The 13,561-nt window shown below is 36.0% G+C and carries 13 protein-coding genes; all 13 read right to left on the bottom strand.

From position 1 onward, the window contains the following. Position 1 precedes the first annotated feature (1 nt). The 13 genes from VSQ62_RS12905 to VSQ62_RS12845 all read right to left on the bottom strand — a co-directional run bounded on the left by VSQ62_RS12905 (position 2) and on the right by VSQ62_RS12845 (position 13,560). Positions 2-1,063 (bottom strand): N-acetylneuraminate synthase family protein, encoded by a 1,062-nt coding sequence (locus tag VSQ62_RS12905; protein ID WP_334635291.1) that lies wholly within the window; start codon positions 1,061-1,063, stop codon positions 2-4. Between the two features lie 20 nt (positions 1,064-1,083). Further along, positions 1,084-1,839 carry a cytidylyltransferase domain-containing protein gene (locus VSQ62_RS12900; RefSeq protein ID WP_334635290.1) on the bottom strand — a complete coding sequence of 252 codons (756 nt, stop codon included), beginning with the start codon at positions 1,837-1,839 and terminating at the stop codon, positions 1,084-1,086. Between the two features lie 44 nt (positions 1,840-1,883). Then, entirely contained in the window at positions 1,884-3,071 is a 1,188-nt protein-coding gene (locus tag VSQ62_RS12895) for a DegT/DnrJ/EryC1/StrS family aminotransferase (protein ID WP_334635289.1), read from the bottom strand. A 501-nt stretch (positions 3,072-3,572) separates the two neighbouring features. After that, entirely contained in the window at positions 3,573-4,559 is a 987-nt protein-coding gene (gene pseB, locus VSQ62_RS12890) for a UDP-N-acetylglucosamine 4,6-dehydratase (inverting) (RefSeq protein WP_334635288.1), read from the bottom strand. A gap of 30 nt (positions 4,560-4,589) precedes the next feature. Next, positions 4,590-5,081, bottom strand: coding sequence for a glycosyltransferase (locus VSQ62_RS12885; RefSeq protein ID WP_334637651.1), 492 nt, complete (start codon positions 5,079-5,081; stop codon positions 4,590-4,592). Next, positions 4,979-5,758, bottom strand: coding sequence for a glycosyltransferase (locus tag VSQ62_RS12880; RefSeq protein WP_334635287.1), 780 nt, complete (start codon positions 5,756-5,758; stop codon positions 4,979-4,981). Before VSQ62_RS12880 ends, VSQ62_RS12885 begins: the two co-directional genes overlap by 103 nt. A 490-nt stretch (positions 5,759-6,248) precedes the next feature. Continuing rightward, entirely contained in the window at positions 6,249-7,565 is a 1,317-nt protein-coding gene (locus VSQ62_RS12875; RefSeq protein WP_334635286.1) for a 6-hydroxymethylpterin diphosphokinase MptE-like protein, read from the bottom strand. A 206-nt stretch (positions 7,566-7,771) separates the two neighbouring features. Next, positions 7,772-8,872 carry a 3-phosphoserine/phosphohydroxythreonine transaminase gene (gene serC, locus VSQ62_RS12870; protein WP_334637650.1) on the bottom strand — a complete coding sequence of 367 codons (1,101 nt, stop codon included), beginning with the start codon at positions 8,870-8,872 and terminating at the stop codon, positions 7,772-7,774. Then, positions 8,856-10,031, bottom strand: a complete 1,176-nt coding sequence (locus VSQ62_RS12865; protein ID WP_334635285.1) for a radical SAM protein — start codon at positions 10,029-10,031, stop codon at positions 8,856-8,858. Before VSQ62_RS12865 ends, serC begins: the two co-directional genes overlap by 17 nt. Before the next feature lie 20 nt (positions 10,032-10,051). Further along, positions 10,052-11,059, bottom strand: coding sequence for a class I SAM-dependent methyltransferase (locus VSQ62_RS12860; RefSeq protein WP_334635284.1), 1,008 nt, complete (start codon positions 11,057-11,059; stop codon positions 10,052-10,054). 20 nt (positions 11,060-11,079) lie between these two features. Further along, the gene (locus VSQ62_RS12855; RefSeq protein WP_334635283.1) at positions 11,080-12,039 is read right to left on the bottom strand and encodes a TylF/MycF/NovP-related O-methyltransferase; all 960 of its coding nucleotides are present in this window, start codon (positions 12,037-12,039) and stop codon (positions 11,080-11,082) included. Positions 12,040-12,071: 32 nt separating this feature from the next. Continuing rightward, on the bottom strand, positions 12,072-13,103 hold the full coding sequence (gene pdxA / locus VSQ62_RS12850) for a 4-hydroxythreonine-4-phosphate dehydrogenase PdxA (RefSeq protein WP_334635282.1): 1,032 nt from the start codon (positions 13,101-13,103) through the stop codon (positions 12,072-12,074). A 22-nt stretch (positions 13,104-13,125) separates the two neighbouring features. After that, the gene (locus tag VSQ62_RS12845) at positions 13,126-13,560 is read right to left on the bottom strand and encodes an FAD synthase family protein (RefSeq protein ID WP_016218106.1); all 435 of its coding nucleotides are present in this window, start codon (positions 13,558-13,560) and stop codon (positions 13,126-13,128) included. Between the last annotated feature and the right edge of the window lies 1 nt (position 13,561).

Genomic DNA, 13,561 nt, shown 5'->3' with positions numbered 1-13,561 from the left:
ATCACAAATCCTCCCAGTAAATAGGATCTCTTGCCGGAATATCCTTATTGACCATCTTGCCGATAAGCGTATCCTTAAACTTTGGTGGAATTCCAAGCGCGGGGCGTAATACGTCCAAGTCATCTAATGTAATTACCTGTCCCTTTTTTAGGCTTCTTTTTGCATAGAGACAGCGTCGCTGCACAAATACAGTTTCACTCTCTTCTGCAACTACTTCCTTACAGGTACTTCCCATTGCACGCTCTGCTTCCCGAATAGAATCAACCATAAATTTAAATTCTTTTGGTTCCATTGAGTGTGGATGATCCGGTCCCTTATCCGTTTTATCAAGAGTAAAATGCTTTTCAATCACCCGACCACCAAGAACCACTGATGCAAGAGCCACGACATGTCCTGGCGAATGATCCGAATATCCGGTAAGGCATCCAAACGCATTCTGATATGTTTTCAACACATTCACATTTGCACTTTCAATTTGGGAAGGATAGTTTGTAATACACTGCATCAAAACTAAGTCCTTATTTCCTGCCCTTTCAATGGTACGAACAGCTTCATCTATTTCAGACATGGTTGCATCGCCAGTCGCCAACATAACAGGAATGCCTTTACTGGCAATATAATCAATCATTTCCAACCATGTAATTTCACCTGATCCTATCTTGATGAATGGGAGATTCATCTCCGCACACAGGTCAACAGCCTCCTTAAAGTATGGCGCTGTTGAAAAATCAATACCTGTATTTTTACAATAATCAGCAATTTCCTGATGCCACTCCATAGGGAACTCAACATCTCTGAAAACTTCTGAAACTGTTCTCCCCCACGAACCATGTATACCATGAAGTTTCATCTTGGAAAAACCGCCTTCTGAAACAATGGTTTCTGCCGTAAATGTCTGAAACTTCGCACAATCAGCCCCAGCTTTTTTTGCAGCATCGATGAGACGTTTTGCTTTGTCTATATCCCCATCGAAATTACCACCTATTTCAGCAATAAAATAAGTAGGGTAATCCGAACCTACCATATGATTTCCTAATTTAATTTCCCTGTTGAACTTTAACATGATTTCAACCTCCCTTTTCTTTACTCAATAACCTTATCTTCTGCAAGGGATATCAGAAGCCCCTCGTTTCTGATATGTATTTGATTCAATTCCCGAATCTCAGGATGTTTCTGCAGGAAACTATAAATCTCTTCCATTGAAAAATCTGTTCGCGGCGCAAAATGGCTATAGACTGCCCGAATCACCTCTAAATCTTCTGGTTCATCAAGCGTCCACCGTTCATCTTTTAAATTTCCAAGTTTGCATTCATAATTCTGAAGTTTATAATTCTCAGGATGATTTTTCACATAAAGCGTAACATGCTCTCGTTCTGACGCGAGATGTGCATTCTTCCACATCTCCTCCAAAACACTAAAGCGGAAAATCTCTAGATCCTCCCCATCCGGGAAAGTCTCTGTGTAGGAACATAGATCATCGGATTCTTCATTCAGTTCATCAATCGCTTCATCAAGAAGCCGCCAGTCAAACAGCGGGCAATCTGCGGTAAGTCTAATGACATACTCGGGTCGGATCAGTTTCGCTGCCTGATAATATCTATCAAGCACATCTCCACTGTCTCCAGCGAACACTCGATAGCCAAGTCTAGAAACCAGATTTACAATTGGAAGATCTTCTGGATTTATAGTTGTTGCTACCATAATCTCATCTACTTTTGTAGACCGTGATACGCGATTCAGCATCTGCTCAAGGACAGTCTTCCCTTCCACATTTTTCAAAACCTTCGACGGCAAACGGGTCGAACCACACCTTGCCTGAATAATCACTAAATACTTCATCCCTACTCCTTTTCTTATAGTTGTTAGAATCGCTATTCCCCATATCAATTAAAGTAATCTGCTGTCTTGCAAAGAATTTCTGCTTGTTTTACAGCCTCTGCTTCATCCCAGTAATTCGTCTTAAATTGTAAAAGCCTGGGCTGTATTTCTTCCGCTACAGGACAAAGACCATGCTCATACTTATAATTACCGTATCGGGCAATCATCTTTTCTCTCCCCATGAAATTCTGTGTTCTGTACATAGGCTCAAGATAACCTAGCATCCATGCGCCATATATTCCGTCGCCGCCAAATTCCCTGAATTTATTGCGAAATTCCTGCCATGTTATTTTATCGTTGTCTAATTTAAGTACCATAGCCCAATATGAATTCGTATAACCCTCGGGAATTGCCTGTGGAATAAGCCACTCATACCTAGCTACAGCGTTCATGAAATGCTTTGCCGCCTTTTTCCTTGCATCAACCAATTCGTCCAGTCTTTGCAATTGTGCAAGTGCCACAGCTCCGCACAAATCCGACGGACGATAATTCCATCCCATCATAATGTGCCGTTCGTATGTCGGACTTTGAATATCATCTTTATTGATCCTCCCTTTATCAAGTCCTATACTCCCGTACCCAAGCCCGGAAAATCTCCGAAGCATCACAGCCAATTCAGGGTCGTTGGTGGTAACCATGCCGCCTTCCCCGGATGTCATGTGCTTACCAGCCTGAAAACTGAATGACGACATGTGTGCCGTGGAACCTACAATTCTCCCTTTGTAATATCCAAGGAAACACTGTGCATCATCTTCAATTACCGTTATATCATGCTCATTCGCAATTTCCATAATAGCGTCAATATCCGGAGAGAGACCATAAAGAGATACTGGAATAATTGCTTTTGTTCTCGGCGTAATCTTCCTTTGAATATCTTCGACAGAAATGGTCCAGGTATCTGGATTTATATCCGCAAATACCGGGATTGCATTAGAAAATAGTACACACATATTTGTACTGCTCATCGTCAATGCCGGAACAATCACCTCATCTCCCTCGCCGACTCCGGCAACCTCTAGTGCAGCGTGCAATGTTACTGTGCCATTGACCATTGCAACAGCATATTTTGTATGAAACTTCTCTGCAAATTCCTTTTCCAAACGTGTTACAAAGCTGTAATTTTTTTTACTTGAGAAACCATGATCCAACACTTCATTTACATATGCTCTTTCAAGATTACTAATTCTATCCATTCTTATCTCCTTCCCAGAAAAAAGAACTCAATGCATCGGATCACTTTATGCCAACCTAATTCAATTTTTGAAAACAAACTAAGCAAATCGATCCTGTCAGGTAACTTTTTATATCATCATCTTTGACCCGTATTGATTGAATCTTCAAAAGCACATTTCGAAGCACTTTTAAATACGCGTCAATAACTTCCTCAGAATGGACAAAAGAAGCATAAAAATCAATTTCACCAATTCCGACAGACAGCTCATATTAATCAACTATTCTCTTCCATCCAATTTTATGCTCTGTCCATATAGTTTCTATATATTCTCCATCTCAAATTCTATTGGTGATCTCCTAAGTCCTTGAAAATTAATCCTTAATATCCTCGAATTTCATTCTTTGTTCGTGCGCGAACTATGTATGAATCTTTTCTTCTTTCAACGTTCTTAACACTTCTATAAATCTTTAGTTGATAAATATATTCCAATAAATGCAATAAATAACCCTACATTGTCTCATCACATCTTATTAAGTAATGACGAAATCTCCTTAGCACTCAGCCACACCAAATTATTTCCTGAATTATACTCAAACCCTTCTTCCACTTTCTTTCCGCCCAGGATTAGTTTTTCTTCGCCCCACCAATTATAATGAGGATAGATAATATAATGCTTCTCATATTCATATGTCGTTGCAGAATCTTCCCGCGTCACCATAACCTCATGCAGCTTTTCCCCCTCACGAATCCCAACTTCCGGCATTTCACAACCCGGTAGCATTGCCTGTGCCAAATCTGTAATCTTGAAGGATGGTATCTTTGAAATAAACGTTTCACCGCCTCTTGCTTCTTCCAGTGCTTTAATAACCAGCTCTACTCCCTGTTCCAAGCTGATCCAGAATCTGGTCATGCGATAATCCGTAATCGGTAATTTTTTTCCACCGCATTCGATAATCTGCTTAAAAAACGGAATCACAGACCCCCTGCTTCCTGCGACATTTCCGTAACGGACAACTGCGAATCGGACATCCTTTGTACCCGAATACGCATTTGCCGCAATAAAAAGCTTGTCCGATACCAGTTTTGTGCCACCGTACAGATTGATCGGATTAACTGACTTATCGGTAGATAACGCAACTACTCTCTTTACACTTGGTGTATCTAGAACAGCATTCACTACATTAATAGCACCGTCTATATTTGTCCTTACTGCCTCAATCGGGTTATATTCACAGGCAGTAACCTGTTTTAACGCCGCCGCATGAATGACATAATCTACACCGTTCAGAGCCCGAAGCAGACGCTCCTTATCGCGAACATCTCCGATAAAAAAACGCATAATGTCTTCATACTGTTTAAATTTATTTTCCATATTGAACTGCTTAAATTCATCCCTGGAATAAATAATGATCTTCTTTGGTTTATAATGTTTCAGCACATATTCCGTAAAATAATTTCCAAAAGAACCTGTACCTCCCGTGATCAACACTGCTTTACCATTCAGCATAATATCCTCCCTGCTATAAAAACCGGCATTCTACACTTCTAATAATATTTTTTCATAGAATTTCAAATAATTTTCCGCCATTTCATCCATCGTAAAACGTTTTGAATATCTTTTTATATATTCACTATCCCACGTTTTTTCATACCACTCATGGATTGCTTTCCCCATAGATGCATCACTGTGAGAATCCGCAAAACAAGTTACTCTTGGGTCATTTAGATCATCAGCACATTCAGAGTCTGCATACATAATGACCGGCAAACCATAGGCAATCGCCTCTAACGCAGCTATGCTAAAACCTTCCGCATAGCTTGGCATAATCAACGCATCGGCTATTGAATAAAAATCTTTCATCTCCTCATTCTGCAACGCACCTGCATATAACATACAAGACATTAAATCTGCTTTTTCAATTTCATTTATAATATTGTATGTAGAACGCACCGCCTGTTTTCCGCAAAATATGACACATACCTTTTCTCTAAGGATGGTATCCTGTTTAAAAACCCGTAATAACTGGATCTGATTTTTCTGTTTCCTATGCTTCCGACACATAATAAGACCTTTTTATTACCAATACCAATACCAAGTTCCTTCTTTAAAGTATCACTGCGGCGGTCCGCCTTAAAATCTGTGCCATTTAATATCGGAACCAACCGCTTTTCATCATAATCCCTATAATCTTCCAATATTTTTCTTTTCATTCCATTACTTACTGTAATGATTTTTATATCTGACAATTCTAACAACTTTTTTGAAACTTCCTGTGCATCTTTATACCCGCCATATTCCACACTCTTTGCTTCATATAAATGACACGTGATAACATAAGGAATTTGCATCTTGGAACATACATGCCTGACAATTGATTCCGCTAAATCTCCATAATCGTGAAAATTAATGATATCTGGCTGAATTTTTTTTACAGACATCTCAAATATATCTGTCATATAAGCAATATATTCTTTATTATCACCTTTCACATTTTTTTGCGTGATATCGTAATCTGTTTTCACAATGTTTATATTGTCAACCATAAGCTCCGGTTCAATCACTTGCCCCAAAAACAAATAGGATTTGTGATGCTTCCCTATATAATTACATAAATTTCTTACAACCAATCCTCCTCCTGTATAATTCTTATTGAATGGTTCTAAGCTTGGAGCATAAATATACCATGCATACGATAAAACTCTCATCCTCTTCCTCCAAATAATAAAGATCTTTACTCCAAAACTCTTCTTGTACTTTTGTCAAAAACGTATTTTTGCCAAATTACTCTGGATATATTAAGCTGGGATTAAAAATGTATTTTTCCGTCATTACGTAATATTCTGGTCTCCATCCTGTATCTTCATAAATCTTTGCTATGTCATTTACACTAAATGAAATTATATAATTCTGATGTAACAAAGGTAAGTCATCTGCCTTTAAACTTGGTTCCAAACCGATAGTAAATCATGTATTCCCTTCATGGATATTTTTAATTATAAATCTGGAGTAAAGATTTATTTTTATCCTTTGCCAAATTAAATGCATTTATTATCCCATCAAAGTCTGTCCATCCCCAATGGAATAATTATATTAGCACATCTCCCTTTTACCACTTTATCTATTGACTTAATATTACAGAATATAAACTTTTTCCATATATAACAACAGACTTTTCGTTTCAAAAAAAGAATCTATTTATAATTTGTTAAATAAGTTTACAAAATTTACTCTTTCAAAAACTTCTAATTTTCCCCCACGGGTAGCATTATATATTTTAATACCATGTTTTTTTGTGTATACTTCTGCCGCTTTATATGCTGATCCATCGTATTGAGCAAAACCTGTTGCCTCTAACTCTTTTTCCTCATGAAAATGGGCATATTTTTTTCCTGATTTGTTTCCACCATACGAAAAATCAACTCCTAATAGATAAATCTCTGTAAATCCCATATAAACTGCTAATTGCATACATGTATAGGTTACTGTTCCTCCCATGTAGCTTCTTAGAGAAAAATTATCCGAAAATTTAGGCAACCTATTAAAAGAAAATTCATAATGCTGATGAAAACGAAGTAAATTTTCTCTATGCGGAACTTTCCAGAATGTTTCTGAACCATCACCCAAAAATTGATATCTCACTGGCAGGTTATCCAATAATCTACTATATTCATCAATTCCTCTATAATCAGACACTACATAATAATCTGGTCTCCAGTCTGTCTTATCAAATGCATAAAAAATAGTATTCATACTAAAACATACTTCATTATTATTTTTTAATAAATCTAAATCTTCTATTTTTAGACTTGGTCCTGTCGCAACAATAAAACATCGTTGTCCTTTATGTAGATTATGAAATTTCTCAATTGCAGGATTATAATAACTATCTATCTTATCAGAACAATCATAAATATCAGATACATAATATCCCGAAAAAATATTTGATGATTTCAACTCACTATACTCATTAGTAGAAATACAAACTTCATCAATATCATCTAATTCCTTAATATTAGTTACTAGCTTTAACCCCTTATATTGTTGCTTTATTCTATCAACATATTCTTTCGTAATATAATCTTGTATCAAAATATATGGATGATGCCCATACTTTTTATAAATCCAGTCTTGCACTATAATACTATATATATTTAGTCCGTATAAAATATAATTAGTTCTACTATTTAAATAATTAATAATATACTTTTTGAAATCATCACGAATATACGGTTCTTTAAACTCTCCTGGCAAATCACAATGAGTAAAAAAATTTATTATGTTATTATCTTTCAAAGTTTTTATGCTCTCGTGTTCACATAAATGTGCTATCAGTACAAACTCATCAGAATGCTTTGCTAAATATTCAGCAATATCAATAATTTTTTTTCCACATCTATACGACTCCGATAATTGCGTATTTGAATCAACAAACATAATTTCCCACGTATCATCCAAATGATTGTAAACACGCGTCCCAATCTCCCCAGCACCCCAAATATACAATTTTTTCATATTCCTTCCTCCCGTAATAATAGCGTAGTCAAGATTATCTACTAATTAATAGTTATAAAATCTAATCTCATTATATTTGTATAAATACCGAAGGATATTCCATCTTTCATCAGAGGATCTATAAATAATAAACTTTCATCTTTCCTACAGCTTCCACGATACATCAGGCTTAGTTTTGTGGCTCTGGATTTCTAATGTCCAAATCACTATTTTTTTAGAGTTCTCCTCATATATTCAACTTCATACCCTTTCATGTATTTTACCAACTTCTCTACATTTTCGTACGGTATTGCATTATACAAAGATGCCCTCAAACCACCTACAAATCGATGACCTTTCAACCCAACAAATCCTACTTTTTTTGAAGCCTCTACAAACTCCATATCTAATTCATTTTTACCTGTAGTAAAAGTAATATTTGTTCTTGAACGAAACTCTCTATCAACAGTTCCATGGAACAATTTACTTTCATCAAGATAATTATAAATAAGCTCCGCCTTTTTTTTATTAATTTCTTTCATAGCAGAAAGTCCGCCTATTCTTTTTAACCACTTAAATACTTTCCCACACATATAGATACCATAACAAGGAGGCGTATTAAATCTACTATTATTATCAAACTGATTTTTATATTTCATTACAGACGGCGTACATGGCATAATATCATCTCTTATCAGATCTTCTCGTATGATTACTATTGTTACTCCTGCTGGTCCCATATTCTTCTGTGCGCCAGCAAATATTAAGCCATATCTTGCTACATCAATGGGCTCTGACAAAATACAGGATGACATATCAGAAACAATATCTTTTCCTAAAGTATTCGGCAGCTGCATGAATCTAGTTCCATAGATTGTATTATTTTCACAGATATGAATATAGTCCAAATCGTCAGAAATTAGGAGATTACTGCAATTCGGAATATATGTATAATTTTTGTCTGCACTCGAAGCAAGCTCATTAACTTCACCATACTTCTGTGCTTCTTCATAAGCTCTCTTCGCCCAATGCCCAGTCATAATAAAACCTGCTTTACGATTTTTCATAAGGTTCATTGGAATTGCTGCAAATTGTAATGAAGCCCCTCCTTGAAGAAACAAAACCTTATAATTATCTGGTATTTCCAATAACTCTTTTAAATCGGCCTTTGCCTCATCAACGATTTTATTAAACAATATAGACCTATGGTTCAATTCCATAACCGACATTCCACTTCCTGAAAAATCAAGAAATTCTTGGTTCGCTTCTTTCATTACCTCACTTGGCATCATTGCCGGTCCTGAAGAAAAATTATAAGTCATGGATATATACCTCTCTTTCTACTTGTTCTCCAGCTAAAACTATCATATTATTATCGTTTCCTACTCCTGCACATTTTTCACATAAACTCATATAACCTCTTACATTCACATCTCCTAAAAGATACTTCATAATATTTAATGTTGCCTCATACTTTGAATAATTTCTTTTATTAGCTACCATATCAAAAGAATCATCTTCTTTCGATACAAATCCCATAAAACATTCTGCTGCAAAAGCAGGATCACACCAATAAAGTCGTCCGTCCGCAACAGAATGTGTGCTATGTCCACATAAGAGCATATGACGTCTTGGATTATCGCTCTGATATCCTTTTCTCGGATATACCACATCTTTCCATGTATTATTGGGTATTACATAATATTCAATACCGTTCACCAAAAACTTCTTTTGTAGTTTTACCAAAATTTTTTTATAATCAACAGAACAAGTATAATCACTGATATGTATCGTAACATGATATTTCTTCAATATATCAATTACTTCATTACCTGGTATTACAGTACCATTTGAAATCAAATTAATCCGACCAATTTTCTCTCCATAGCAATTACCTAAATATGAAATGATTTCAGCAATGTTTTTATGTAAAAAAGGCTCTCCGCCTAAAAGAGTATACTCATAAACATAATCTACACTTTCAAAAAAAATATCAAAATTATTTTTTAATCTGTTTAAATCAATATCACACTGCTCAGGCGCATAACTAATAAACAAATTACAATTCTTACATCTCAAAGTACATCTGGATGTTATTACAGTATCTATTTTTGACAAAACGCATTTATTTCTCCAACGCAAATTCCATTCTTCTGCAAAACGTTCTAATATACAGAAATCTATGTTTTCTATAAATCCAAATGATTCCATTTCCTGCTTAATTTCTTTATAAGAATAGAAAACTGTTGTAACTACAACCTTCATATCTTTTTCTCTTAAATGTGTAACAGCCTGTTTTAAGTTCAAAACATTCAAACCATATACATTCTCTTTATAATATCCATTATCAATTAAGAATGGAATATCAAACTCTTCCATCAAAGATGGAATTACTCTTCGTCCTATCCTTCCAACTCCAAAAGGGACAATTGTGCCATGTTCAGTCAAATCACCCCAATCGTCTGATAATTTAAAAATTTCTTCCACTTCTTCCCCCTCTTTAACCGTTACTCTTTTGTTATATAAATATTTACAACCTTCTGTCGTGTAGCAGCACAAAATTGATTTATCATAACAAAAATCTCACATTTCTCAATTACATCATGGTAACGTGGATTAATAGAAATAAGATTTAATTTTCGTGGTTTTCTCAAATAACTATCATATATGTTTGATATAACCGGTTCAAATATTTGCCTTTCAAATGGGTCAAAAAAATAAAACCAATTATAAATATCTAATTCGTGTGTAACCTTAGATGCATCATTATGATAAAGTTCCACTTGCTTTTCTTTACAAGAATCCAGACCAAGTTTTTTCAAATTATCTTTTGCCTCATTATACAACTGCTCGCTAAATTCAACTCCTCCAACTTTTGAAAAGCCATAGTCCATAAAAGTAATCATGGCTCCACCTTTTCCACAACCAAAGTCAAAAATAGCATCATCCTTTGATAAAATTATATGACATTTATCTAATATTGGAAAAATCTCTCTTTGTGTAGAAATAGCATAATTATGCGCACCTTTCGTCAAATATTCTTTACTGACAGAGGTAAGAAAATTACATCCATAAAAACATTCTAAATATTCCATAAATTGTACATCATGTATACCCGTCTTTTTCTTCGTAAAAATATTTTCCGAATCGTTTTCTTCGGCAATTAATCTTTCCCCATAAATAACATCTGCAAAATCATAATATTCAAATTTATACTTTTCACATTTTTCCTTTGCTTCTTCATCCCCCGGAAGGGCCAACCACACAATAGCGTCCTTAACGTCTGCATAATTAAACTCAAATAAGCTATCTCTAAAATACGGCAATGAGTATGGCATTGCATTAGACCAATCGCTCGTAATAATGAAATCCGGTTTTACACTGTGATAATAATCTGCATACCACTCAAGAAAACGTCCTGTTCTTCCGTAACCATATAATATGATTCGATGCCCGAATGCATTTATCATAATTTCATCCAATGCTTTTCTAAACTTATAAAAACATTCCAACATAAATTAATATCTCCTTCATATTATCTATTTTTAATCAACACGGCTGTTCCACGCCCTTCTGGAAGAAAACATACTCCAACACCGTTTGCAGCGCAAAATTCATCAACAGCTTTTTTTACTCCTGGGCAATGATCGTTATGGTAATCATCCAACATGATAACTCCCTGTTCTACCATTTTGGACCAGAAAAAATGTAATCCATCCATAGTAGATTGGTAGATATCCATATCTAAATGAACAAAACAAAAAGTATCTTCTATATCTACCGCTGTATCCGGAAAAAAACCTTTTTTAATGATGATATTCTCTGGATTAGGCATAGGCAATATGCCACCCACCCCTAATTCATGATAGTATTCCCCATAATCCATATTAACTTCAAACACTTTTTCCTCTAATATCATATTGCTCTTTACCTGTTCATTATAAAACCCTTCAAATGTATCAAACAAATAAAGTTTTTTAGACGAAAAATATTTATTTATATACCGAGCAAAGGCTCCTTCACGTACACCCGCTTCAGCTACGGAACCTGGAAGCTTTATAGAAGTAAAATGATTTGCTAACAAACGTACTGCCTCTACTTTCCTATCATTATCTTCATTGACCATCGGGAATAAATCTACCACAATTCCTTTCGTTATATATCTATTGATTTCCTCGCGAATCACATCATATATATCATTTCTATCACTGGAAACAAAAATTATCAAATTTTCATTATCTATCTTTTTTAATTCTTCTAATGAAATAATATCCGGATTAAACTTGACCCATTTATTATCAATTATATATTGGGGTTTGATTCCAAATTTATGTTGCAATAATCTGTCAGCAATTTCTCCTTGATATCCATACGGGAAAATTCCATACTCTATATTTCTTCTTATTTCCTTATTCACTCCTATAGTTTCTGCCATCACCTGACAGAATCGTTGGCTTAATACTCTTTCATCTTCATATTTCGCTTCCATATACATCGTAATTCTCCTTTTATCTTGTTCATTATTTTCTAAAGAACAGTATTTTCCACCATAATGAGCCCTACCTCAATTGCCTCTATCATACTGTCTTCATTCGCCCTGCCCTCCCCGGCTTTTCCAAACGCTGTCCCATGATCCACAGAAACCCGTATAACCGGCAATCCTATCGTACAATTGATACCGCGGACTGATCCATACTGTTTGTTTTCTTCATCCCATCTAAATGCGTTCAATTTCAAAGGGATATGCCCCTGATCATGGTACATGGCAACTACAATATCATAGAAACCCGCTTTGCACTTTACAAAGACAGTATCTGGCGGTACTGGTCCCTCCACATTTATTCCGAGCTGTTTCGCCTCTTGAACCGCCGGAATAATTTCGCTTATTTCTTCTGTACCGAACAACCCGTCTTCGGAGCAATGCGGATTTAATCCTGCCACACCGATCCGCGGATTATCAATCCCTAACATCCTGCATCCTAACTCTGCAAGCTTTATGACCGTAAGCACTCTTTCTTTTCGGATCAGCCTGCACGCTTCTATTAACGCGCAATGTGTTGTGACATGTATCACCCGGAGATTCTCGCTTGCCAAAAGCATCGCATAATCCTTTGTCCCCGTATACTCTGCAAATATTTCCGTGTGCCCGCTATAATGGTGTCCCGCCATATTGATAGAATCTTTGCTGATCGGTGCGGTAATCACAGCCTCAACCTTCCCCTCCATCGCCAGACGAATTGCATAAATCACATACTGAAAAGCCGCTTCTCCGCAAAGGGCTGAATTTTCTTTATATACCCAGCTGCCTGCTTTCAAATATTTTAAATTGATAAATTCTACTACGCCGTATGTACCTTCTGCATCCGCAGGTGAATGAATCTCCGATAGTGTCAACTCCAATCCTGAAAAACGGATAGCATCCTGCAACGCCTCATAATCACCGATCACAACAGGAATACATTTTTCATATATTTCTTTGTTTGCCAATGCTTTTACTACTACTTCCGGACCTATTCCTGCCGGATCTCCCATCGTTATTGCAATTCTTTTTTGTTTCAAAATTTCCCTCTCCTAAATACATTTAATTTCTTAATATCCGCTTCTTTATATCCGTTGTTGATATGCCTTGCGTATACGGCACATATACGACATCTACATTAATCTCAGCTAATACTTTTTCAAAATTATTCCAGCGCTCTGTACCCTTCCAGTCATCCCCAATGAAAATCACATCAAAGTGATATAGCTCCCACAATTTTAATTTGTCACGGAACCTGTTAATTTCCGCCCTGTCAACACCCTTGACGGACTCGATAATTCGTTTTCTGTCGTTCTCGTTGATAATGGGTTTATGGTTTTTATATCCTTCCACCACGTCATCCCCATGTACCCCTACGATCAGATACTCGCAATGTCCCTTTGCCGTTTGAATCATATTCAGATGTCCGATATGGAACAGATCATATACCCCATCCGTATATCCAATCTTATATTTCTTCTCTGTGTCCAAGCCCATA

The organism is Sporofaciens sp. JLR.KK001 (assembly GCF_036941055.1).
Taxonomy (GTDB): Bacteria; Bacillota; Clostridia; order Lachnospirales; family Lachnospiraceae; genus Sporofaciens.
This window is presented reverse-complemented; position numbering and strand designations above follow the sequence as displayed.